At 47.4% G+C, this 24686-nt stretch carries 20 protein-coding genes; 12 read left to right on the top strand and 8 right to left on the bottom strand.

What is annotated here, in order from left to right:
• From OXH39_01500 to OXH39_01460, 9 genes are all read left to right on the top strand, one after another.
• Positions 1 to 785, top strand: a 785-nt coding sequence (locus tag OXH39_01500; GenBank protein MCY3549106.1) for a HEPN domain-containing protein, incomplete at its 5' end; no start/stop codon positions are given.
• 42 nt (positions 786 to 827) lie between these two features.
• A complete protein-coding gene (locus tag OXH39_01495) occupies positions 828 to 1670 on the top strand; it encodes a PmoA family protein (protein ID MCY3549105.1) in 843 nt (280 codons plus the stop codon).
• A gap of 35 nt (positions 1671 to 1705) precedes the next feature.
• A complete protein-coding gene (locus OXH39_01490) occupies positions 1706 to 4726 on the top strand; it encodes a hypothetical protein (protein MCY3549104.1) in 3021 nt (1006 codons plus the stop codon).
• 47 nt (positions 4727 to 4773) lie between these two features.
• Positions 4774 to 5316 carry a hypothetical protein gene (locus OXH39_01485; protein MCY3549103.1) on the top strand — a complete coding sequence of 181 codons (543 nt, stop codon included), beginning with the start codon at positions 4774 to 4776 and terminating at the stop codon, positions 5314 to 5316.
• Positions 5317 to 5427: 111 nt separating this feature from the next.
• Positions 5428 to 6201: a hypothetical protein gene (locus OXH39_01480; GenBank protein MCY3549102.1), complete on the top strand. Its 774-nt coding sequence runs from the start codon at positions 5428 to 5430 to the stop codon at positions 6199 to 6201.
• Between the two features lie 532 nt (positions 6202 to 6733).
• Positions 6734 to 8578: a Rieske (2Fe-2S) protein gene (locus tag OXH39_01475; GenBank protein MCY3549101.1), complete on the top strand. Its 1845-nt coding sequence runs from the start codon at positions 6734 to 6736 to the stop codon at positions 8576 to 8578.
• Between the two features lie 101 nt (positions 8579 to 8679).
• Positions 8680 to 9960: a sulfite oxidase gene (locus OXH39_01470; GenBank protein MCY3549100.1), complete on the top strand. Its 1281-nt coding sequence runs from the start codon at positions 8680 to 8682 to the stop codon at positions 9958 to 9960.
• A gap of 240 nt (positions 9961 to 10200) precedes the next feature.
• On the top strand, positions 10201 to 10686 hold the full coding sequence (locus OXH39_01465; GenBank protein MCY3549099.1) for a metallophosphoesterase: 486 nt from the start codon (positions 10201 to 10203) through the stop codon (positions 10684 to 10686).
• 9 nt (positions 10687 to 10695) lie between these two features.
• On the top strand, positions 10696 to 10995 hold the full coding sequence (locus OXH39_01460) for a hypothetical protein (protein MCY3549098.1): 300 nt from the start codon (positions 10696 to 10698) through the stop codon (positions 10993 to 10995).
• A gap of 117 nt (positions 10996 to 11112) precedes the next feature.
• Here the strand turns inward: OXH39_01460 and OXH39_01455 are convergent, their stop codons facing one another.
• The 7 genes from OXH39_01455 to OXH39_01425 all read right to left on the bottom strand — a co-directional run bounded on the left by OXH39_01455 (position 11113) and on the right by OXH39_01425 (position 21020).
• Positions 11113 to 12369, bottom strand: coding sequence for a sulfatase-like hydrolase/transferase (locus tag OXH39_01455; GenBank protein ID MCY3549097.1), 1257 nt, complete (start codon positions 12367 to 12369; stop codon positions 11113 to 11115).
• A gap of 123 nt (positions 12370 to 12492) precedes the next feature.
• The gene (locus OXH39_01450; protein MCY3549096.1) at positions 12493 to 13854 is read right to left on the bottom strand and encodes a hypothetical protein; all 1362 of its coding nucleotides are present in this window, start codon (positions 13852 to 13854) and stop codon (positions 12493 to 12495) included.
• 61 nt (positions 13855 to 13915) lie between these two features.
• Complete coding sequence (locus OXH39_01445) at positions 13916 to 14680, bottom strand: sugar phosphate isomerase/epimerase (GenBank protein MCY3549095.1); 765 nt, start codon at positions 14678 to 14680, stop codon at positions 13916 to 13918.
• 259 nt (positions 14681 to 14939) lie between these two features.
• Entirely contained in the window at positions 14940 to 16022 is a 1083-nt protein-coding gene (locus tag OXH39_01440) for a VWA domain-containing protein (protein ID MCY3549094.1), read from the bottom strand.
• Between the two features lie 14 nt (positions 16023 to 16036).
• Positions 16037 to 18574, bottom strand: coding sequence for a PEP-utilizing enzyme (locus tag OXH39_01435; protein MCY3549093.1), 2538 nt, complete (start codon positions 18572 to 18574; stop codon positions 16037 to 16039).
• Between the two features lie 184 nt (positions 18575 to 18758).
• Positions 18759 to 20468, bottom strand: a complete 1710-nt coding sequence (locus tag OXH39_01430) for a hypothetical protein (protein MCY3549092.1) — start codon at positions 20466 to 20468, stop codon at positions 18759 to 18761.
• 90 nt (positions 20469 to 20558) lie between these two features.
• Positions 20559 to 21020, bottom strand: coding sequence for a cytochrome c (locus OXH39_01425; GenBank protein ID MCY3549091.1), 462 nt, complete (start codon positions 21018 to 21020; stop codon positions 20559 to 20561).
• A 712-nt stretch (positions 21021 to 21732) separates the two neighbouring features.
• Between OXH39_01425 and OXH39_01420 the strand changes: the two genes are divergently transcribed.
• Positions 21733 to 22155: a hypothetical protein gene (locus OXH39_01420; protein ID MCY3549090.1), complete on the top strand. Its 423-nt coding sequence runs from the start codon at positions 21733 to 21735 to the stop codon at positions 22153 to 22155.
• A gap of 62 nt (positions 22156 to 22217) precedes the next feature.
• Here the strand turns inward: OXH39_01420 and OXH39_01415 are convergent, their stop codons facing one another.
• Positions 22218 to 22799 carry a hypothetical protein gene (locus OXH39_01415; GenBank protein MCY3549089.1) on the bottom strand — a complete coding sequence of 194 codons (582 nt, stop codon included), beginning with the start codon at positions 22797 to 22799 and terminating at the stop codon, positions 22218 to 22220.
• Positions 22800 to 23103: 304 nt separating this feature from the next.
• Between OXH39_01415 and waaF the strand changes: the two genes are divergently transcribed.
• Positions 23104 to 24234, top strand: coding sequence for a lipopolysaccharide heptosyltransferase II (gene waaF, locus OXH39_01410; GenBank protein MCY3549088.1), 1131 nt, complete (start codon positions 23104 to 23106; stop codon positions 24232 to 24234).
• Between the two features lie 178 nt (positions 24235 to 24412).
• Positions 24413 to 24686: hypothetical protein (locus OXH39_01405; GenBank protein MCY3549087.1), on the top strand; the 274-nt coding region annotated here is incomplete at its 3' end.

Below are 24686 nucleotides of genomic sequence, written 5' to 3'. Positions count from 1 at the left end.
TCTCAATCATGACAGAGCGCATTGTGCGTGAATTTGACCCGCTGCAGATTATCCTCTTCGGTTCACAGGCGCGAGGGGACGCAGATCCGCATAGTGATATAGATCTGCTCGTGGTTTTCGCGGAACTCACGGATAAACGGAAAACTGCCATTGACATTGGGCGTGCCCTATCTGATGTCCCCGTGGCAAAGGACATCATCGTATCAACACCGGAAGAGTTGGAACGCGGTCGCACGCGAATCGGATCCGTGCTGCGGTATGCCCAACAAGAGGGTAAGATCCTTTGGAAAAACTTGAACGCAGCCGCACACAGCGGATCCGCCCAGCACCCTGCGCTGCCCAACAGAGAGGTAATGGACGCTATGCAAAGGAATGATCGGCTCGCGGACACGGCCCGCTGGCTCCACCACGCAGAGGAAGACTTAACAACAGCTGAAACATTTTTAAGGCATCCACACATGCCATCTCGTCAATCCTGTTGGTGTGCCCAACAATCTGCTGAAAAAGCATTCAAGGCGGTCCTAATCTTCTTACAGATTGATTTTCCAAGAACGCATGACTTGGATACTTTGCGGGACCTGGTGCCTGAGAGCTGGCAACTTAAAACCGCGCATCCAGACCTATCGAATTTAACCCGATGGGCAGTTGAAGCACGGTACCCAGAGGATAGGCAAGGAGCTACCGAGACAGATGCCTCCGAGGCAGTTGAACAAGCACGAACTATCTGGACCTCTATATGTACTGCGCTCACAGAACACGGTTATCATGCAGCGCAAAACCTATAATTCCTTAGAAAATATGAAACCAGCAACATTACGGATAAAAATATGTTTACACTTTCACAAACAGAACACAGTCTAACTGTCGCTTGGGACGGACAACAGGTCTTAGGCTATCATTTTCCCGAAGACGGCAACCGTCCCTTCTGTCATCCGTTGAACCTACCCGGTGCGCCGCCGCTTACAATGAACGAACCCGGCGACCATGTGCATCATCAAGGACTATGGGTCGCGTGGAAAAAGGTCAACGAAGTCAATTTTTGGGAACAACCGGGACCTGGTAGCGATCCGACAGGCTTCGGCAAAATCGTTCACCAGCGGGTTGTTGCCCAAAATGCGGATGCTGACAGCGCACGCCTAACAACTGAGAACGCGTGGATCGATTGGGAAGGTACAACGCATCTCACCGAGCAGCGAGAGATAACCGTCCATTCACCCACAGCCGATGCGATGCAGATTTCTGTTTCGCTGACGCTTCAACCGAATGAACGTGAGGTGGTTTTGGATCTACGGCGCGGTGAACCCGGTGCAGACGGCAGATTCTACAGTGGTATGGCAATCCGATTCGACAATATCATCACACCGGGAAATTTATTGGATGCCGATGGGCGCACTGAACCGATGGACATCTTCGGTCAACAGAGCCGTTGGTGTAGTTTCACAACACAACATCCGACTGACAACGAAACCTACGGTGTCGCCATTGTTGATCATCGCGATAACCCGCGTTATCCGACAACGTGGTGGGTACGCAATCGGGAAAACTACTGCTTAATCCATCCCTCGCTCGTTTATTACGAACCGCTCCATCTCGCAGCCGATGAAACTTTGAACTTGCAGTATCGTGTTGTGCTTTACCGCGGTCAACCCGACGCAGCGTTATTTGCATAAATTGTTTGACTCCCAAATAATTCGGTTCAAAAATTATGGCAAATAGCGAAAACACTATCACCAGTGCGTTTGTAAGTGTTCTACGTCCGATGCGGGAGGCATGGAGCGTTAACGAACAAATTACCAGACCGTTCCTCAACGCTACACAAAAACCGGATGTAATTGTCACTGAAAAAGGACGAAACCCCGTTGTCATTGAGGTGAAAATTGATGGCGACACACCGAACCTTTCAGGAGAAACACAAGCAGAAGCACATTTCGGAATGCTCCTCGATCCGGGTGTCTTTACGGGTCTCACCTACAATACCATTGAGAATGTCCTACGTGTTCGCATGCCTGCCCGATTTAGAACGATGCCACAAGATAAAATTGCGTCAGAGATGCAGCGTGCAGAAGATATCGCTTACATACTTCTCAATAAACGGAAACCAGAGCGCGAACTCGAACCCGATCAAATTCTATTCATCGCCGAATCAGAACCTGATAACGAGATAGAACCTGAATCTTTCCCGCGAAGTGGTTGGTTAAATGGCAGTGTTGCCGACATCGCAACCGCCATTCGCGTCAGGGCAACCCCGATTTCTAAAATAGATGCCGCCGCCGATTTGTTGGAAAAACGGATAGAGACCGCCGCGAAGCAGCTTGAAGCAGCGATTCAAGAACGTCCGAGTATCGGCGCAGAAATCGAAACGGTTCTGTTCCAAAAGGCTGGCGAACAGACCTCACGGATGGCGATGCTCATCGTTACCAACGCATTTGTATTCCAGAGTGTTCTCGCGGGTAAACCTGAGATGGAAAGGGTTATGTCCCTCAAACGGATGCTCTCTGACAATGCGAAACGGCTTCAATACGAGCAGGTCATCGCAGGATGGAACATCATTCTTAAGGTTAACTACCGTCCAATTTTCCATGTTGCCAAACGACTCATAGAGGCAATCGCGACCGATGATGAACTTGTTGATAGAATACTCGCAACCCTCTGTGATACAGCGAAGGAGTTGGTTGACCAGAGACTCACACAAATACATGAACTCGCTGGAACCGTCTTCCAACGTCTTATCGTTGACAGAAAATATGTCAAAGCGAACTACACTCGCCTCGAATCTGTTGCCTTGCTATCAGCGTTAGTCCTCCCCAAAACGCAGGAGAATGTGAGCGAATTGAAGGTGGCAGATTTCGCATGCGGAACAGGTTCACTCCTCAACGGCGCATACCAACGTATTCTTGAACTGCACGAACACGCCGGTGGCAAAGGAAGTCGCATTCACACGCAGATGATAGAGGAAAATCTTGTGGGATGCGACGTTATGCCGAACGCAAGCCACTTAACCGCCTCTCTCCTGACAAGCATTTATCCTGACTTGAAAATCGGTAACACACGAATTCACACGATGCCGTACGGCAGTCAAGAAGATCGCAGCTATGCTCTGGGTGCGCTGGATCTTATCGATGCCCCTGAAAAAACACCTCCCCTTCCAATAATGAGTATCGGAATCCAACAAGTTGGTGGAGAAGACGATACAGAAGTGATTACACAACATGAGTTCAGCCATAACGAATTTGATGTTGTCGTCCTAAATCCACCGTTTACGAGACCGGATTCCGATGCAAGCAGTGGAACACCTAAAGCCGTATTCAGGGGTAGCAGCAGGGACAAAGAAGAAGAAAGGGCGATGCGGCAAGCTCGTAAACGAAAAAAATGGCGAGTTGGCGATGGTAATGCCGGTCTTGCTTCGGATTTTGTTGACCTTGCGGACAAAATGCTGAGGGAGAATGGGAAGAGCAAAATCGGGATCATTCTGCCTACCACCTGCCTCGCGGGTTCGGACTGGCAGAAAGTCCGGAATATGTGGGCGACTGAATACCACGACGTAGTTGTAATTACGATTGCGGATGCCAAGGGTGAAAGCTGCGCCTTCTCCGCAGATACGAGTATGACAGAGTGCATGGTCGTAGCAACCAAGGGCAAGAAAACCGATAACACCGGTAGAGGAACGTTTGTATCCGTGTACCACCGTCCCCAAAGTGTCCTGGAAGCACTTGAGGTAGCGAACAGTGTTCATCGGCTTGGGAACGCAAGACGATTAGAAGATGAACCGAGCGGCGGTAATCCGCTCAAAGTCGGAGACGATACCCTTGGACATGCCCTCAACTGCCCGCTACAGATAGACAAAGCATGGGAAGCGGTTCGGATAAAGGAGATGGCACTCATCCAATCCGCGTATCGCTTAGCAAGGGGTGAGATGTGGTTGCCAACACAGAAAACGCCTTTGGCAATTCCTATTTGCTTGGTCAATGATATTGCGAAGATCAGTGCCAGTCATCGAGACATTTTTGAGAAGGGGGAGCGAGGAGCGTTTGACATAGAAGAAAGTTGTACGGACACCGATCTCTATCCAGGCTTACGGCATGTTAATGCACCAGCACAACGCGCACTGGTTGTTGAACCCGATTGCCATCTCATTATACGGCCTAATCGCCACGAAAAAGCACAGATGATACTTGAACGTAGTGGACGTGTGCATACCAACTTGATGCTAAGATTCAACGCAAACTCTCTCGGAGCACTCTTCACAGAAAAACCTGTTCTTGGTATAAGTTCGTTGCCCTCCCTCGTATTTGACAAACCGATTTACGATTATGTATGGACCCTCTGGTGCAATTCAACATTAGGGCTTCTACTCCACTGGGCACATAGTGGAAAACAGCAACCGGGTAGAGGGGCAAGTTCAAGGACCGCCTTACTCCAAATGCCGACATTGGATGTTCGCTGTCTGTCAGATGAAGCGTTGGCAAACGCCGAGCGTATCTTCCACGCTTTGAAACATAAAAAAGATAAACGGATGTTGCCCTTTAACGAGGCGGCGGATGATTCAGTCCGCCACGAGCTGGATCAACGCTTGCTCACTGAGGTGTTGGACATCACATCTGAAGATGCCCATAATGCGATACACCGCCTCCGCGAATTGTTATGTGCCGAACCGAGCATCCACGGCGGAAAGAAATCTCGGTGCGATCTTGAAAAGGAATGGGAAAAACTTAAGAGGAATGGTTAGTAAAGTAACAGAGTTAGTCCAGGTTTATCAACTATAGGAGAATACAAATGTCATTTGATTGTTTATTAAAGGATGCAAAAGAACTCGTCAATAATCCTAACAAACTAAAGCAGACTCACGCAAACATCAGACAAATGGAATTCCACAAGATAGAACTTTGCTCTAAGCAATTTCATAACTTAGTTTTCATGGTAGCACCGGAAGAGGAAAACTGGGACAAGTATTTCCCGCTTCGTTATCCCTTGTGTGGCAAAACTCTGGAAACTATTGTTAAAAAGATTAAACATAAAGGGGACAATCCAGTCGAAATCTTCCACGAATTATCTAAGGAAGATGATTGGTTTAAAAGTCATTTTGTTCTTAGTGCCCGATTTGATCCTCGGTTAATGGGGCATTTATGGATTAGAGACTTGCGGGAGCAGGAGAAGGAACAAGGCATAAATGGTTCATTCTATATTGAGGATGGAGGCCACCGTGCGTTGATTTATGCGCTGTATCTTGCCTTTGAACAATTAGACTATGACAAAGCACCAGTCATGGTATATCACACTAAAACATGGGAACCTATACTTCCGTGGGCACAACCATGAAAGTAGGTTGCTATGTTTGACAATTGTTTGAAATAAAAATAAGATTCAATGAAAATGCCGCAACGTTGTGTGCCTCTATTGGGGATTTTGGGGAATAATTAGGGTTTAAGGATGAAGAAAGATAATGATGTAACGCAACTTTTCAACAACTATGCAGAGATAGTCGGCAGCGGTATTGGAGGAGTATTGGGTTTTCTTGCTGGCGATCCAATCACAGCGACTTTCGGCAGTATTGGTGGTACCGTAGCTGCTATGGCATTGAAAAACATTGGACAGGAATTCTCGGAGCGACAATTGTCACCACAAGAAAATTACCGAGTCGGTAAAGTGTTGGCAATTGCCACATTTGAAATTCACCAACGTTTAGAAAATGGTGAAAATCTCCGTAATGATGGGTTTTTCGATGAGAAGCCAACAGGTAGATCGGATGCAGAAGAAATTGCAGAGGCCATAATGTTGAAGTGCCAGAGAGAACCACAGGAAAAGAAAATTCCGTATATCGGACATTTGAAAGCGAGTATCGCATTTGATTCAAATATCAGCACGGATATGGGGCACCAATTGATAAAGGTAGCTGAAGAACTTACCTATCGGCAGCTCTGTATATTGAAACTCGCCGTAGTGAAAGATCGTTTTGGCTTACGCAATGAAGACTATCGAGACTATGGAGGATTCTCAAAGGAACTCTACTCAGTTTTGTATGAATGCAAAGATTTGCATGACAGAGAATATATAAACTTTGATGCTGAAGTCGGATCTGGTTTAACCAACACTATACCCGCTAATATGAATCTCCAAGGCCTCGGAAACGACCTTTACCATTTTATGAAACTTACCTCTATCCCTGATAAAGATATAATTCCAATTGCAGAGGTATTGAAGTAATACCAATTCTGATTGACGATTCCTCTTAAAAGGATCTACTGTTTTTGGCTATGCCCGGTGCGGTTAGGAAACTGCACCATAGTGTCAATTTAGATATTTCGTTGTATTTCATAGAACGTCCCTACAAATGCCGCCCCTACGGGGCTTTATCTTTCTTTGATTCCGATTTCTACATAGATACCGTCCCTACGGGACTAAAGAAGGATTCTTACGTGTACACGGTTTACGTCTAAAACCCGACGCGTTTGAAAACAGCACCTCTCGTGCCTGGGATGGAGACCGTTCTTTCTTAAATTGACACTTATGGTGCGGTGGCAAACCGTGAAGAAATCCGCAGAAACACCCAAGCAAAACCCCACCGGGGCTTGGGGTATCTAAAATTGGACGAAAAACCGAAAACTAAATAACCCTGCCGCAGCCATTCTTTTTTCTTTACATTTTTTGGAAAGTAGAATATACTTTTATTAACTACGTGTGAAATGTTTACTATCCAAAAATGCGAAAGAAAAATCTTCAATAGGAGGAAAAGACTGTGCAAACGCCAACTTCTGCTCTTGAAGAAACGGGTATCGGTTCCATTCACGTTGAAGCACCACCATTACCTACGATAGAAGAAACCGAACTTGAGTATCATCAACTGTGCCCCGCAGAGGATTTTGAGGAACTCGAAGGCAAACCCTTTCATGTCAACGGTACGCATCTGGCTGTTTTCAAGTCCGGCGATAAATTTTACGCTGTTGACAATCGTTGCCCACACATGGGGTATCCGATGTCCAAAGGGAGTATCCGAGATGGTGTACTGATCTGCCATTGGCACCATTGGGAATTTGACCTCAAATCGGGTGCCTGTTTCCTGGCATTCGGCGATGACTTGAAAGCCTTTCCCGTTGAAGCCCGAGAGGATGGTTATTTGTACGTCGGGTTAGGGAAAGGTGAGCGAGAGGCAGCAAAACAGCGTGTTATCGCAAACGGCAAGCGTGCACTTGAACGTGGTCTCAAGGACCGCAGCACCTTTTTTATCGCCAAGGCTGTCACAGCACTGCGGGATGCTGGCGCGACACCTGCGGAGATTATCCAACAAGGACTCCACTACGGTGCACATAAAAGTAGCGATGGCTGGTCGTCAGGTGTTGCTATCCTCACACTGGCAGCGAACCTGTGGGACGACGTTGATCCAGAAGACCACAACCTGTTTCTTGTACACGGATTAAGTCAGATCAGCCGTAGAACAACGGGAAGTGCACGGCCCTATCGCGCCCCCTTCCCGAGAATGAACGAGGAACACGACCTCGAAACACTGATGCGCTGGTTCCGTTATTTTATTGATAAACGCCACAGCGGTGCAGCAGAGCGCATCTTGCTAACGCTGAATGACCGAGGCTACGATAAATCGGTCCTCGCAGACTTCGTATACACGGCAGCAACAGACTATTACTTCACTGGCGACGGACACGCGCTCGATTTTGGAAATAAAATGTTTGAAGCGTTGGATTACGTCAACTGGGAAGGATCACACGAGATACTGCGTCCGATTGTCGTTGATTTGGTCAGTCGAACACGGCATGAAGAAACTTCGCGGTGGGCTGACGCTGTTCCTGTCTTAGAACCCGTCTTTGAGAGACTCGAGAGTATATGGGAGGACAATCAGGCAAACGAAGCAGAACTTGATATTTCAGCGTTTACACAGACGCTGCTCGGTGACGAGTTTGAACCTACTGTCGCCGTGGTTGAAGAGAAACTTCGCGCCGGTGTCAATCCAACCGACATCTGTCGTGCGATGACTTATGCTTCGGCGGTTCGCACTGCCCGGTTCCATCTGAAAAACGAAGGAGATTGGCACGATGTTGCGAACATTTACTCTTATGCACACGCCCTCTATCATGCGTTTCAGTATGCACCGAGTGCTAACCTTCTACGTGGCATTTTCCACGGGGTCGTTTTTTTGGCATATTTGCGCTGGTTGAACATGCCCGCCGCCCGTATTCCGAGACCCGGGCAACGGATACCTGATGAAACTTACGACTCTGCTGACAAGATGTTAGATCGACTCCAAGAGTTCGCCGACTTCCAAAAAGTCTACGAGGCGGAAATTCTTGTGAATCAGTATCTCGAAGAAGGGCACGACATCGACGCTTTGAAACGAGCACTCGCACATATTCTGCTACGTGAAGACGCGGAACTCCACATGTTCCAAGTTCTCGAAGTCGCCTTCCGGCATTACGACTTGACAGACGACTTTGAAGAACAACGGATGCATCTATTGGCAGCGACACGTTACATCACGGCACAGAAATTGATGAAAAATATTCTGTGGTCTACTGAGAACGCGGAACGTCTGGCACGAGGTGAGTTGCTGAGCGAACGCGACGATGATTAACTGTGGAGGGCGATGTTACCTCGCCCTATCTTTCGGGCTGGAATCCCACTGCTTTGGCGGTAGGAGGAAAGCCCGTCTCTTTTTTCAATAGAACGCCAATCATGGAAAAAACAGGACATAAATCCAGTTTTACAGATGGACTTGAAACTGTGCCTGACCCAACAAGGCGGGACTTTCTTACTAAGGTAAGCAAAACGGCACTGCTCGTGAGTTTGGGTATATTCGGTGCCGGTTGCGAAGCCGTCGATCGAGGTCTGTTGGATAATGGACTCATGCCCATTGTCTTGGAAGATCCACACGCAGCAGGACTTCCGAAGCCGGACATGCTCGTTCACTCAGAAATCCCCTTTAACGGTGAGTTTGCGCCCCACCTTCTCAACGACGATGTCACACCGACAGAACGGCACTTTGTCCGTAATAACAGCGGCATTCCAGAACGAGCAGTGAATAGAGACCTCCGGGGATGGCAATTGGTCATAGACGGTGAAGTCCATAAAGAACTGGCACTGTCAATGGACGATTTAGCGCGTTTCCCACAAGTCACCATGGAAGTCGTATTGGAATGCGCGGGGAATGGGAGAAGCCTATTTGAACCGAAGGTTGACGGGACCCCGTGGCAACGCGGCGCGGTCGCTTGTAGTGAATGGACCGGTGTCCGCTTGCGTGATGTCTTGCAAGCCGCGGGTGTGAAGCCGAATGCTGTCTATACAGGAAACTACGGGGAAGACATATCCAATGATGGCAGTGAACCCTTTTCACGCGGAATTCCGATTGAGAAGGCGATGGATGAACACACGCTCATCGCTTTGAAGATGAATGGAGAGGCGTTACCAGCAGCCCACGGATTCCCAGCGAGATTAATTGTGCCTGGATGGATCGGTAGTGCGATGCAGAAGTGGCTTAACCGTATTTGGGTAAGGGATAGGGTTCATGACTCCGAAAAAATGAGTGGCTATTCCTATCGCGTCCCGGCTTATCCGATAGCACCCGGAGATAAACCACCGATCGAGGACATGCGTATTGCGACTGCTTTGCAGGTTAAATCCTTGATTACGCAACCCCAATCACCTTTGGAATTCAGTGCTGGCACGCCTATAAAGGTCCAAGGACACGCATGGGCAGGTGAAAACCAAATTGATAACGTTATGGTCTCTACAGATTTCGGTCTGCAGTGGCAAGAAACCCAGTTGATCCAGCCATCAAACAGATACGCTTGGTATCACTGGGAAACCGAACTTACCTTTGCAAACAGAGGCTATTATGAAATATGGGCACGCGCGTACGACGATACAGGGACTGCGCAGCCCTTTACGCAACCGTGGAATCCTAAGGGTTACCTTGGCAACGTTATCCACAGAATACCTGTCTCGGTAGTCGCCTAAACAGGTTTGCAATATTTAAACCCGTAATGTAAATGGTTATGGGTGGTCAGTTAAAAAAGTCCGTAAAGTCCAGTAAAGTCTCGTAAAGTTGCCTCGCAGTGAGAGTAAAGTTGAGAAATCCGTAAAGTTGATAATTTCATAACTTTCGCACACTTTAGAACACTTGCTAATATTGATAACCCTTCCTTCTGAAAACCGATAACCGATAACTGATAACCATTAAAAAGGAAATTTAAAAATATGAAACTTGGTGTTATGTCCGACAGCCACGACAATATCCCAAACGTCAAACGTGCTGTCGCACTTTTTAACGAAATCGGTGTGGACCTCGTTGTCCATGCTGGCGATTTTATTGCTCCGTTTGCTATTGACCCATTAGGGGACTTAAATTGTGGTGTTGTCGGTGTATTCGGAAATAACGACGGTGAACGCCTCGTTGTTGCGAAACGGTTTGAAGCCATCGATGGTGAGGTGCACCCTAACCTCGCAAGCGCGTCGCTCGGTGAAAAGAACATCGCCGTGATGCACTACCCTGAATTCGCCATCCCGATTGCCAAAAGCGGCGATTATGACATCGTTGTTTATGGACACACCCATCAGGTAGACATCCAAAAGGGAGAATCACTCTTGGTAAATCCTGGGGAAACAGGTGGGTGGACGACGGGAAAAGCGACGGTTGCTGTTGTAGACTTGGAAACGCTTGAGGTAACAATTCACGAACTGTAGAGGTAGGTGATGAGATATAGGAATCTATTCACACTGCCGCACGGAGAAGCACAAGAACTCAAGCAAAAGTGCCTTATCTGGTCTGCAAACCACGAGCATGCTGTTGCCTCCGTAGATGATGAGATTCACCCGCAGGCAAAGTGTGTCTGGCTGGAATTTGAAGATTCCGATGTTATCTACGCCTATGAAAAGCATTGGAGAACAGGCGATTGGGCACTCGTTGAACGGAAGAAAGGGAACATTCCGTTGGTAAACAACAACCCGTTCAAGCCTGATAGTGAAAGTGTCTTTCCCATTAACCAACATTAAAGAGATTTGACAACCGATAGTCATTAACGCAAAACGCCCATGGACGCTTGGAGTCCATAGGCGTTTTGATTTTCACTTGTAGCGGGGAATCACGACTCTCGACCTCCGACAGCCAATTCATTCAACATAGCCCAAATTCCGCAACTTGCCTTCCAGAATCTCCGTCTCCTCAGTCGTGGATTCTTGCGCTTGTAAGTGTTGATAATTGGAATTCATCAAGATGTCGTCGTAAGCGTCACGAAAGCGATCTGGATCTTCACAAGTGAGATCTTCGCCACTCAGTACACGTCGATACACAAACTCACCCGTCTGTTCATCTTCGCGGTAGAGATGGGCACCATCTGTTAATGACCAGAGCCGAACCCCTTCCGAATACTTGTTAATCTCAACGTTGTCAACCGTTGTCCGAGATGTCACTCGATGGTGTGGCATCTCTAAGTTGTTTTTACTGAGAAACCCGATGCCGTAAAGACTATCCAACTCCGACAATACCAACCGGTTTTCATCAAATTTTGATGGAGATAGCAGGTCCTGTCCATATCCCTGATAATCCACATCAATATCCGCAAGGTTTAGAATTGTAGGGAAGAGATCAATTGCTGAAATCGGTGGCTTCGGGAATTCAAGGTTTGATACACCGGGAATATGCGCTAACAACGGCACGTGTAGTACGTTCTGATTGAGCGTACTGCCGTGATCAATAAGCTCTTCGCAGATACCCTCACCGTGGTCTCCAAAAATGAAGACCGCCCAATCCGAAAGTCGAAGTTGTTTCAGGATTTCAACCAGTTTAAATTCGAGGATATGCGTCGCAGCGGCGTAGTAGATACGCAACGCCTCATCCATCCGACCGTTATCAACGAGCGACTTGAGGCTTGGTGCGCCGGGAATCCCGCCCATGCCGTAACCGCCGTGTGTATACCAGAAGTGCAGAAAACAGAATTGTGGCATGTCCAGGGGCTGTTTAAGGTGGTCCTCAAGTGAACCGAGATGCTGCGCTTCCGCGTTCGGGTCGATCGATGTGATGAACGGCTCAAAGTCGAGGAATCGAAACACCTCTGGACGTTCAGAGCGTCCTGTGATATGGTAGCCAGCATCATTGAATATCTGAAACAGGTTCGGAATACCCTGAAACATTTTGAGGTAGGTTTGACCGTAGACCCCGTGTTCAAATGGATAAAGTCCCGTAAAATAGGAAGTATGGGAAGGACGGGTCGCGGGTGCCGATACGAAAAACTTTTCGGCGAGCGAGAAATCCTGCGTCAGCAGATCAAACTTCGGTGTGTTGAAAAGGGGGTTGGTTCGGCTAAGCGCGTCATACCGCCAACAATCAATTGAGATAAGTAGAAATTTATTGACAACGTTGGTTTCCATGTTTTTAAATATGTGCCTCTGATCATCGTTCCACTACGTTTCACGATGGTGTTTGGTTAATTCCGACGCTATTACGGAGATGTACGATCCTTAAGAGTTTTATCCACCCATCCGTCTCATTCTTTAGTCCATCAATCGTGTATTGTATTGTCGCTCGGTATGCTGATACCTATCAAACAGGTCAGGTTGAAAAGGTGTCGGTGTATAAATATAGACAGCATCGGTATACGGATCGTAGAGGATAACCTCTTCGCGTGCGTCGCCGCAGACATCCGCCGGGAAGCAGTGATACCATCCCATCTTGCCACCGGTGGGTGACGGAAGTTCAGGGAATACGACCGCCCTGTTTCCATCACCATCGTAAAGTGCAGCCGGACTATAAATCAATTCAGGATGTCCCGTACCGTTCCAACGGATAACCTCCAAACCTGTATTGTTCGGTGTCTCATCAACCTGAAATCGACTTCTGATCTGCCCACTGTTGTCCACAATCATCAAGTCCGTATGGTGTCCATTATAGCGGATAACTAAAGCATTGGCGGAGGTATCTGGGAGGAATTTACCACACCGAATCTCCTGACCGTGCGGGACAACATCAAAGCCAAGCGAGAGGATTGGTTGACCCGCGGCATCCACCACCTGTCCACCCCCGGAAAGGATAGCCCGATTATTACCCTCCCATTCGGAAACTAAGACAGAGTCCATGTTATCACCAAAAAAGCGATTCCAAAGCACAGTGCCATCGGCAGCGAGTCCGAAATTCCCGCCGTTGACTTCATCAAGTCCATCGTCATTAAAATCGCCGACTGCTGGAATATATGCGGAATGTTTTGGGTAGCGAAACCACTCGTCGGTATACTGCCAGAGCAGTTCCAATTTGTGGTTAAAGGCGAGTAGGTTCACACCTACTTTTACGACAAAATCCTGCGGTTGGGCGTTTCCAGAGAAATTGGCGATCATCAATCGCTGATGGACATAGTTGGAGATATGGAGTTCGCCGTCAGCATAGGCATTGCACTGACGCAAGGCATCTGGAGCAAGGGTTTGCTTAACAGCACCCGTGGCACCATCTAAAATCATCAAGTGAATTGCGGACAAGTCCCACTTACTCACCTCTGAGGCATCTTTATCTATCCAGAAACAGATAACCTCTGCCTGCCCATCAGCATCAATGTCGTGAATAGCGACGGGACCGGGACGGTCAGGTGAAAGTGTTGTTAGATAAGCACCCTTAGCATCCGCGTCTCTGATTTCAAGATGTTTGTCACCAATCGACCAAAGGGGTTCGCCTTCCAGTGTAAACGCGCCAAGAAAACAGGGATGAATACCGCCGAGCGATTTGTACACCAGAAAATCGACAGTGCCGTTGCCTGTCAAATCACCGATACGGATATCACCCCCCCATGCGTTTCCATCTGTTTCGTTCAGAAATGCGTCTGGGATTGCGACTCGTTTATAAAGGTGTGCGGATTGCTGTATATCCATTTTTAACCCCCTAAATCCCCCTTATCAGGGAGACTTTAAGAGGAAATGCGTAAGTCTTAAGTTAGACAAATGCCTTGAAAAGCCCGACATAGAGTGCAAGTACCTTCTCTGGATCAGGTCCCGTATAAGCACACTCATTGGATATGTAGCCTGAGAAACCGATGCGATCAAGCCATTGGAACATCTGTCGATAAAGGTCAAACGTTTCTGGTTCCTCTACCCGGTGTGTATGCACTGCCGTGATATGTGAAGCCACGCGTGAAAAGAGCGGTTCAATACTGCCAGCATCGCAACCAATGAATTGTGAATTGAAGACGAAACCGACACTTGGAAGGTTCACACCGTCAATCACTTGCATCGCCGAATCGGGATCTGTGAAGGATCCGTGCATCTCAATAGAAACAGTAATGTCTTTCTCACCGGCATAGGTGCCGAGAGCCTTCAGACCATCTGTGACGTAACCGACAATGGCATCTCGATTCTCCTCGGTATATCGGTCACCGAGGACTCGGACATGGTCGCAGTCCATAAATTCCGCCATGTCGATTACGCGCGTAACGCGTCGGACGGTCTCCTCGCGGTCAGCAGCGTTCTCGGAATGGAAATTTTGGCAACTGGTAAGCGAGGAGATAACAACATCACTCGCGTCTACCTGTGCCTTTAATGCGTCCCAAGCCTCTCTTGGCGTATCCCACTCAAAGCCGTGTTTCTGCTTGTAGTCCATCAACAATTCGACACCGTGATAGCCGGTTGCCTCAGCGGTGTCAAGTATGCGTCCGAGTTCCCATTCTTGGCAAGTTTGATACGTATTCAATGACCATTTCATCTTTTTAATATTCCTTGCGGTTGACTGACGAGTGATTGGCATTTGAAGTGCCTTTCTCTGGAGCCGCCCTCCATTTCATTACGGGCTAAGCTCACTTTATAACATATCTCTTAACGCTTTTCTAATGTTCCTAACGGTCCGTTGAGGCGGGTTGGGAACTTGAAGTACCTTTCCGTAGATCTGAAGAAATACCCAAGCAAAACCCCTCCACTTCGTTATGGGCTAAGTTTTCGTTAAAACTAAACCTCTTAACTGAAAACTATTCCTGTATTGGAATGGGATACCAGAGTCCCCCGGTTTTAGAGGTTAAAGCCCTATGGGTTGTATGATTAATACCGATGACATCCACGGTGATATTGTTTTGGAAGCACTGTGCCAATACCTCTGGTAGCGTATAAGACCCTTTGCTCGCTTCGTCAGTAACAAGGATAAATCGACGCTTTACGTCTTCCCGAAAATCGACGCGGCGAATCGTTTTTATGATGGCATTGTGCGCGCGTTCATCACCTGCAGTAGCGACAACGTGCGAAGTCAACAATCGTTTGTATCTCTCACTGTCCCGCGTTTGGGGATGGATGATTGTATCACTCTCAAGATACCTAAAAATAACGATACCGAGTGTAAAGTCAATCCGTTTCTCCTCAAATACGGTTACCATCCGATTGAGTTGTCTGCCGACTGCACGAATATTATCTATCATACTCCCACTAATGTCAAGCAGAAAAACGAGGTCAACAGGAGTTTCAGCTTGGCTATCAGCGATACTCTCCGCGATTCCTTCGAGTGCTTCTCCCATTCGCCCATCCCTGTCAATTGGGGGTGCGGGACTTTTATCACCTGTTTCCTCCTTCATTGCAGCCTGTTCCTGTAAGAGTTTAGGTGTGGGTGCGATCGTAGGTGTTTTGGTATGCGCGGTCGCAATTGTTTTCCACGCGGGAGTTTTTGTCGTTTGTTTGTGCAGAGAGGTCTCAGCCATTGGGAGTCGGGCATCCGTTCTTAACACGGGAATTGACGCGCTGGATGCAGTTGGACGTACTGAACGGATCGGCTTTGCGATGTTCTGATTAACAGTAGGCGAGGTTTTAGAACGCACCGGTGTTGAACGCCGCGTGGTTGACATAGAACGTTTGCGGGTACTACTTACATGAAAACGTTGAAGATCCGTCACGGCAATGGCTTCAGAGACGAGGGGTTCCGAAGGTTGCATCGGGTGATACCACCGGATATAACCAAGACTCATAATTCCGATCGCGATGGTGTGCAAGACCAACGAAATCAGGAATGCTCTGCGAGTTTTCCTGCGCTTCTGATATAATTTATGCCAATAGGTATCAAACATCATGTCCTGTCTCTCCACTATGGTGTGTCGGGGAAAATTGAGACCGTTCCTTGATTTCCATCAACCTGAAGTGTCTGTCCATCAGCGATGTGCTGCGTTGCGTTCGGAACGTTCGCTACAGCAGGCACACCATACTCTCTCGCAACAACCGCACCGTGTGATAGGATACCGCCACGTTCCATCACAAGTCCCACTGCATGTAGAAACAGGGGTGTCCACGCGGGATCGGTTGAGGGACACACTAAAATGTAATTTCGATCAGATGGACGTACATCCGTTGGTGTCAGCAGTACACGTGCTTTTCCAGTTGCGACACCCGCGGAAACACCTACCCCTGTATATGTCTCCGCGGTGTCTGTCGAGATCGGTGCGCCTATATCCTCCAAGACATCACTGAAAATGACATCGGGCACCTCAATCTGTAGCATCAGTTCACGCCTCTTTTCGCGTGTAGCGATGACCTCATCAAAAGTCTCGCCGTCAATCAGCTGCTTTAATTCATCTGGCATAAGATAGAAAATACCGCCATCGAGCTGATAACGGCGATCCAATTCAAGCAAAGCGCGTCGGATCTGTTCATAGCCAAGCATGAGGTAGAATTTCGCTGTCTCCCTGAAGGGCATATAACGTCTCGTGAAATCGAGTTCACTCTCAATCTGTTTTCGCAAACTTGCCTTCTCTTCAAGGATTGCAGCGAGTTCCTTTTCTGCGGACTCGCGTTGTTCTATCCGTCCCCCAAAACGCGGACCATTTTCCTGTGCCTGTGTACCTTCCTGACGAAACGATGCAACAATCTGTTCAAGATAGGTGGTATCTTCGCGCCAACGCGGTTGCGCCAATTCAAACTCGTCAACCGCACGATGTCCGTAATCTTTTAGGAAATCGGTAAGTGTTAGTTCTCCAGTCGCTACCTGCCACAGTTTCTCATTGGTTTCAACGGTGAGATTACCAGAAAGCCCACTAATAAGTTTGCTTGCGAGTACCTTTGCTGCAGTCTCATCAAGGTGCTTCTGAAGTCCTACCTCTAACCTTTGTAGCGAAAAGCCAGCAAGAAGCGTAGCAGTGAGTGCCTTCGGTGCGAAATTGTCTAAGGTCTTGGCGCGCCACGTTTGAAATTTCGCCAGCAATTCTGGATCCGATAAGTCCGCATATAAAATCTCTCGTTCTGCTTCAACTTCTGCCTGAAATGCGGGGAACACCTCTTCTGTTAGTAGCCGATCAAAGTCCGAGCGACACTGCCGTAAACGTATCTCTGCTCTGCTCATACGAACAATATGGAGTGGTAGTTTCAACCAAAATGAGGCGTTACTTCGCTTAATGTCAGTTTGTGCTTGTGCATACATCGCCTGCTGTGGATTCCGCTTCAATGCTTCAAAATCGTGTGCAAAGGGGAAACCATCGAAGTGTAGTTCTGCTTCGCTGTTCAAATTAACGTAAATTCGCCCACAGATAAGGTCAAGAACGCCTTCGTTATCCACCCGCTTACTTGGGTAAAATCCCAAGCTGCGATACGCTTTACCCAACCCACCAGCACCCGACATGAATTCCTTCATAATCCCCCACGTCATCGGTAGTGGAGCCGGTAGCACCTCCGCGAGATTGTGATGACACCAGACCGTCCCGTGCATTTCGGCGCGCGCCTCCAACAGCCGAATCTCCTCCTGTCGGAGTTCCTCAACAGCCCCCTTAGGAGCCTTAGATACGGTATCCTGGACCGTGATGAGGCGTGCCTGTAACAGAACAAACTGTCCATCCGCGAGTGCCCACTCAATATCCATCGGTTGTTCGTAGCAGGTTTCAACTTGCCTACCGAGTTGGACGAGTTCCTTTAGTTGCGTATCCGTCAGACTCGGAATGTCCTGTTGTGGAGACGATACTTCGTTTACACCTGTGGCTGTTATCATCTCCCGTTTTACAGCGATATTGCTTTCGACAACCTCGCCAGTCTCCCGCGAGACATGGAAACTATCAGGCGTGATAGCACCGGATACGACCGATTCACCCAACCCCCAATTCGACTCAACAATGGAGACATCGGGATCAAAAGGACTGACAGTAAAAAGCACACCAGAGACATCTGCGTCGCACATTTCTTGAACCACAACCGCCATTGCTAAACCTTCATCGGCAATGGTCTGTGTCTGCCGATAAGCAATTGCCCGTTCTGACCAGAGCGATGCCCAACACGCCTTGAGCGCATCTAAGAGTCCATCAGACGTTACATTCAAAAAGGTGTCCTGCTGCCCAGCAAAACTCGCTTCTGCCAAATCCTCTGCAGTCGCACTGGAGCGTACTGCGACTGTGGCTGTCTGCAATTGCTCCCGCGCCGCGCGGACTGCTGCAACGAGTTCTGGTGGCAGTTCGATGTCCTTAACGCTGCTTTCATTCTGTTCCGATAAACCTCGGACAGACAATCGGTAGGCATCTGTGGTGACACAAAAACCTTGCGGCACCCGGAACCCTGCTCTCGTCAACTTTCCAAGATTCAGCCCTTTTCCACCGACATGGGTTAAATCAGTCTCGTTAATCTCTGAAAAATGCTTGATGAATTGCATACGCCTGGATCGGTCTGTGGAGGATAGAAACAACTGAAAATAGTATAGCAGCATCTACCCGCTGAATGCAAATGGGTTTGGGCTTACTGTTTATAGAATAAAAAGAAGGTGGGATTAAGCATAGAGGCTGGTTTCGTAACCAGCCTCTACGACGTTTTGAAGTAACGAAGGCATCAGAATTCTTTTAGTCATCATCGTCGTCGTCATCGTCATCATCGTCATCATCGTCATCATCGTCGTCATCGTCATCATCGTCGTAGTCGTCGTCATGATCATCGTTGTAGTCGTCATCGTCATCATGATCATCGTCGTCATCATCGTAACGGAGGTTAGGAAAATCGGCAGGGTCTTGCTGATTAATCCAATCTCTGAAGAGTTGAATTTGCGCAGCAGTCAGCGAAGGACCGCCAAGAGGCATTCTACCAGAGACAATTTCTTCAATAATATCGCTGCTTTGGGCATTACCTGGGACAAATACATCCTCGTCCTCTGCGCTCCTTATGAAAGTTTGGTATGTCCTGAAATCAAGGTTGTCGGGACCGTTAGCATCATGACAACCACTATATGCACACCTCGCCGTGAGAATAGGTAGAAGGTCCTGTTGAAAAGAAACTGTACCATCAGTGGATTCCGGAGTTTGTGTCTCAGATAGTTCATCAACGGGTCTATCAAGGATTGTTTCTTGACTGTTAATCCAATCAATAAAGCGTTGAATTTCCGCATTGGATAGCTGCGGACCACCGATGGGCATTCTACCTGAAACGATTTCCTCAATAATATCGCTCGACCGAGCATGCCCAGGTTCAAATATAGGCCCCTCATTTCCACCTTTTATGAAAGATTGATATGTACTGAGATCAATGCCGTTAGGACCTCCGGCAACATGGCAACCAGCAAAGGCACATCTTGCTCTGAGGATAGGCAAGAGATCCTGTTCAAAGGAGACAACCTGAGACGTAGGCAGTTGTTGCCCTGGTTGTTGAAGTACTTCTTGTTGTTCCGGGACCCGTTTTGAGTCGATCTTCAACGAAGTGCCATCAAGTACAATACCGAGGACATTTACAGAAAATTCCGTGAAGTCAGAAACAGGAAGCGTGTACTTGCAGACAAATATTTTTGTGCCCTCTATAGGCTTGCAGTCGGCACTTACAAAGTTGCTACCAGCAGAGTCCCGCGGTACAATACTATAACGCCTCTCCACTTTGCTCCCGTCAGATCTCGATAATACATATCTTATGTCCGGACGCGCTGAGGAATCATTGGCAACTCTATAAGGCGCATTTTTAGCAAACACTACCTTTGTAAATATCGTTATGCCATCACGAACCGTAGGCGGTGCGCGTTCTGTGAGTTGCCAATTGCTGTAATGGGTTATTTCAACTGCATCGGGTGTATCCAGCAAAACGGAGGCCTGGCTGTCAGGCTTATCGTCACCTGAACTGTCATCGGCTGCACTTTGATTAATCCAATCCCTAAATGGCTGAATTTGGGCAGGAGTCAACGGATCCCCGTAAGGCGGCATTCTGCCTGAAACGATTTCCTTAATAATAGTGCTATCTTTAGCACTGCCCGGGATAAATATTGGACCATCATCGCCACCTTTCGTGAAGCTGCTATATGTAGTAAAATCAAGGTTCTTTGGACCACCAGTAACGTGACAACCTCTAATAGCGCAACGTTCTGTGAGGATAGGTGCAAGCACTGTGTTATAGGTACCCTCAGTGTCAAGGGGAGCCTGAGTGTTAGGAGACTCCTTCGTTTCCGCGAGCAATGTCTGTGTAACATCGAATATGTCAGAGGGGCGTAGGATGTCACTCCCATCAGGCCCACAACTGAGGGCAAGAAATAGTAAGCCAAGAGTGAATAAGAAGTGTATGCGTGTATTTGTCTTCATGAGTAATTGTCCTTCATCGTTCGAGAAGTCTGTTGTGTCAAGACTTTATTGGCTCTTACGAGACTCTGAGCAGTAACACTAAAATAAATGTTAGTCGTCATCATCATCGTCATCGTCGTCATCGTCATCGTCATCGTCATCATCGTCCCAATCATCGTCATCGTCATCACCCCAATTACGGGATAGTGGTTCCTGTTGATTGATCCAATCAACGAAAAGTTGGATTTCAGCATCTGATAGCCGGGGACCCCCAGGTGGCATTCTTCCTGAGACGATTTCTTCGATAATATCGCTTGACCGAGCATTCCCAGGAATGAATAGCTCCTCTCCTGCACTTATGAAAGTTTGATATGTACTGAGATCAATGCCCTCGGGACCGCCAGCAACGTGACAACCAGCAAAGGCACATCTCGCTGTAAGGATAGGTAAAAGGTTCTGTTCAAAGGAAACCTCAATGTTAGTAGAAATACCAGTTTGCCCAGATGTAAACTGCACATTTTCGGATTCGGAGGAAGAGCCGTCGGGCAATAATACATTATCTTCATCTTCCACAGAATCGCACCCAGACAAGTAAAACAGTAATCCGAGACAGATGAAAAAAAAAACGGTGTGTTATACGCATAATAATAGATGGTAAATTCTAAAAATAAATGGACCTTTCAGGCAGAGTGGGTGTGAAGACTTAGCAACATTTGATAGGCGGGGTTCCTTAACCGCGCCGCTGCATTGTGTCCAATTAGCCTAAAATCCACCAAATCTCCTTTCGAGTATTTAGGCAGTGTTTACATTACCCTTTCCAGCATACATAATAAACAGGGCAATGCAGCAATTGAGATGTGGGAGAGCCTGTTGCATCGCTCTGTATTTTCCTCAGGAGAAAGAGGGCTCTCTTACATTCTATAGCAAATGTTATGCCAAGTTTGAAGTATGTGAGAAGTGTCTTATTGCTTGGGCTTATTGAATAGGACTTACGCACTCCACCTGATTAGGGAGATTTAGGGGGTTTATATAAAGAACAGAAATTACCGATTTTGGCATCTAAACGTCCAATATTTACGCAATGTGCGTAAGTCCTGTTGAATTAAAAAATCGAAAAACTTTGAACATCTTTGTCCAAAAAATGAACAAAATAATAAAATTTGTGAGTAGTTTACGGGAATTAAAACTGGCATCAATTTTGCAGGTATCCAATTACAATCCGTTGAGATTCTTGTTATTTATGTTGTTAAACCTTTATTTTCTATGAAAGTGAGAAAAGACCATTATGTATACGATGAATATAAAAGCAGCGTTTGTGCTTTTTGTTGGTATAGTGTTTTGCATTCAGGGGTGTGGTAAAAGTTTTGACGACTCTGCTGCTGAGTTGAATTTGGTATTTGACAATCCAACAGTTGGCGGTAGACTGAGTCCATCCTTTGAGACCGATATTTTACCTATCCTCACAGCGCGATGCGCCGTTGCCGGATGTCATGTTGCCAATGGACCCGAAGATGTGGATCTCAGAACTTACGCGACACTTCAAAAGGGAGGGGAGCATGGTGCTATAGTTATTGCAGGGAACGCCCGCGAGAGCGAACTTGTAGAAGAGATTGTTAAAGGCAAAATGCCGCCTGAGGGGTCTCCATTGGAAGCCATTGAGATTCAAAGCATTATTGATTGGATCAACAACGGTGCAAAGGAAAACTAATTCCTTTACATTGACATCCAACAGTTTGCAGAAATGGAATAACCCAAGTTACCTATTGATTCTCACTGAGCGTCGTCATCATGGTCATCATGAACATCACCATGGTCGTCATCCATGTCTTCATCGTGAGCGTCGTCATCGTCTTCATGAGCGTCACCCATATCTTCAGGTATGACCTCTTCAACAGCATGCTCGTCGCCGTGTGCATGCTTGACGCCCCCGTCTTGGGCTTCTTGCTGATTAATCCAATCAACGAAAAGTTTAATCTCGGCAGCGGACAGCGGCGGACCGCCAGGAGGCATTGTGCCAGAAACGATCTGTTCAACAATCTCGCTGTCTTGAGCATTCCCCGGGACGAAAGCGGGCCCGTGCTCCCCGCCAGCAAGAAAAGATTCGTAGGTTCTGAAATCTAAACCGTGAGGTCCGTCAGCGACGTGGCATCCAGAGAGTGCACATCTCGCCGTAAGGATAGGTAAAAGGTCATGTTCAAAGGAAGCCTTAGCAACATCGTCAGTTTCGTGGACATCCATCGGCGGTGAAACGTGGTCGGGTATTAGAACCTCCGTGCGATCGCGAGCGCATCCAAGTATGAAAAACAGCAAGCCAACAGTGAGTAGGAAAAATTTTTGTAGATTTATAGTCATGATATAATTACCTCTCTAATCAAGTTCTTCAACTAATTTAAGATTAAGGACAGCAGCAGAGACACACTGTTCCCATTAAATTGAAGATAAAGATAACATTCTCGGACAAAATAGTCAAGAATATGGTTTAATTCAGCAGAGACATTCAATTGTCGAATTGTCTGAATTGCGGATTTTCAGATATGCGTTATCCAAAACCGATTCGGGGCTGGTGGTTTTTTCCGAGAATTGAATAATTCTGACCTATACGGAATTACGGAATTCATCTTGACAGATCCAAACAAATTGGGTAAACTGCAAGGAGATGTTTCAGAACGCATCCGAAATTCTCACTTTAATCGCTTCTGCTGTCGTGCAGTGGCTCTTTTACCGGAAACCTCTGCCGAAGAACTTTACACCCGAACGCGCCCTCGTCGTCAAACTCGACCATCTTGGCGATGTCTTGTTAGCGACACCGGTGTTTTCCAATCTACGTCGGGCGTACCCGAACACCGAACTGCACGTGCTTACTGGGGCATGGAGTCGCGTTGTTTTAGAGAAGCATCCAGATGTCAGTAAAGTTATCGAATACAATTCACCGGCTTTCTGCCGTACAGGACAACCGACTTCATTCAAACAAACGTTTCAACTTTACCGAGCGTTACGTCGTCAAAAATACGATCTGATGGTGGAACTCCGCAGCGACTGGCGTGTCGTCTGGTTTGCGTTCTTACGACTCACACCGAAACGGCTCGACCGTGCAGCCCTACAAGTTGCGAACAAATTGGGTCTTGCCCAATTTACGGGAACACACGAAACAACGCGGAATCTTGATGTCCTAAAGCAGGCAGATATTCCAATACCTGTCCAGACCACCACCTTCTCAGTGACAACAGAAGACGAGAAATGGGCATCTGATTTCCTCGCTATACATCAGATTGACAGAGAACACCCATTAATTGCTATCCATCCAGGTTCTCCGATCGAACTTAAAAGATGGTTGCCTGAGCGGTTTGCTGAACTCACAGATTGGTTGATTGCCCAAAAAGGTGCACAAATTCTGTTTGTCGGTGTGAAAGACGAAATCCAGATAATTACCGACATCCAAGCACGCATGCGGGGAGAATCAATTAATATTGCGGGCGAAACAACGCTAACACAATTGGCATCAATTTTGCATAAGTGTAGTGTGTTTATCGGGAACGATAGCGGTCCGATGCATCTCGCTGCAGCAGTAGGCATACACACAATAGGACTCTATGGACCAGGAGATCCAACCCGCTTCGGACCAGTGGGTGCGAAGTGTCAGGCGATTCGTCGGAAGCTCGACTGTCCGCCATGTTCAGGAACAACTTGTCGATTCGGAGAAGAAGGGTGTATGTCTAAAATTCAGGTAACTGACGTAATTCAGATGCTTGAAACAGTCGCACATTTGACACCAAACGAATTAACTTGACATACTTTTGAAAAAAAGTTATAATGTTTTAAACAACATCCGTAGGAAGAAAATGTACTTTAGTGATCGGCTCATTCCTGTCTCATGTTCGCTTGGAAAGAGTGATTTTTGGATGTAATTGGCTTGCAGCATTGACTTGCAAGCGACGCGATGAATTTACAAGGAGGAATTTAGAAAAATGCAATCGAGATTAATGTGGCTCGTGTTTGCTGTCCTTGCAGTGGGCATCATGAGCATCGGCATCGTAGGATGTGGTGGTGACACCGAAGAGGAATCCGCTGAAAAGCCAACAGAAAGCTCCTCAACCGAAAGTTCTGGTGAAATAGTAGTTGCTGCGAGACCGCCCATCGACTTTGACGCAGAAAAAGCCGCAATTCAAGAACTCTACAGTGCCTTCTACGAAGCCTTTAACGATAACGATATCGGAGCTATCGGCGAAACCTTTGATACCA

The sequence above is a fragment of the Candidatus Poribacteria bacterium genome, from assembly GCA_026702755.1.
GTDB lineage: Bacteria > Poribacteria > WGA-4E > WGA-4E > WGA-3G > WGA-3G.
Note: the sequence above shows the minus strand (reverse complement) of the source record. Positions and strands in the feature narration are given on the sequence as shown.

Coding starts and splice junctions, on each gene's coding strand:
- OXH39_01495 (MCY3549105.1), top strand. CDS start 828: ATGTTTACACTTTCACAAACAGAACACAGTCTAACTGTCGCTTGGGAC.
- OXH39_01490 (MCY3549104.1), top strand. CDS start 1,706: ATGGCAAATAGCGAAAACACTATCACCAGTGCGTTTGTAAGTGTTCTA.
- OXH39_01485 (MCY3549103.1), top strand. CDS start 4,774: ATGTCATTTGATTGTTTATTAAAGGATGCAAAAGAACTCGTCAATAAT.
- OXH39_01480 (MCY3549102.1), top strand. CDS start 5,428: ATGAAGAAAGATAATGATGTAACGCAACTTTTCAACAACTATGCAGAG.
- OXH39_01470 (MCY3549100.1), top strand. CDS start 8,680: ATGGAAAAAACAGGACATAAATCCAGTTTTACAGATGGACTTGAAACT.
- OXH39_01465 (MCY3549099.1), top strand. CDS start 10,201: ATGAAACTTGGTGTTATGTCCGACAGCCACGACAATATCCCAAACGTC.
- OXH39_01460 (MCY3549098.1), top strand. CDS start 10,696: ATGAGATATAGGAATCTATTCACACTGCCGCACGGAGAAGCACAAGAA.
- OXH39_01455 (MCY3549097.1), bottom strand. CDS start 12,369: ATGGAAACCAACGTTGTCAATAAATTTCTACTTATCTCAATTGATTGT.
- OXH39_01450 (MCY3549096.1), bottom strand. CDS start 13,854: ATGGATATACAGCAATCCGCACACCTTTATAAACGAGTCGCAATCCCA.
- OXH39_01445 (MCY3549095.1), bottom strand. CDS start 14,680: ATGAAATGGTCATTGAATACGTATCAAACTTGCCAAGAATGGGAACTC.
- OXH39_01440 (MCY3549094.1), bottom strand. CDS start 16,022: ATGATGTTTGATACCTATTGGCATAAATTATATCAGAAGCGCAGGAAA.
- OXH39_01435 (MCY3549093.1), bottom strand. CDS start 18,574: ATGCAATTCATCAAGCATTTTTCAGAGATTAACGAGACTGATTTAACC.
- OXH39_01430 (MCY3549092.1), bottom strand. CDS start 20,468: ATGAAGACAAATACACGCATACACTTCTTATTCACTCTTGGCTTACTA.
- OXH39_01420 (MCY3549090.1), top strand. CDS start 21,733: ATGTATACGATGAATATAAAAGCAGCGTTTGTGCTTTTTGTTGGTATA.
- OXH39_01415 (MCY3549089.1), bottom strand. CDS start 22,799: ATGACTATAAATCTACAAAAATTTTTCCTACTCACTGTTGGCTTGCTG.
- waaF (MCY3549088.1), top strand. CDS start 23,104: ATGTTTCAGAACGCATCCGAAATTCTCACTTTAATCGCTTCTGCTGTC.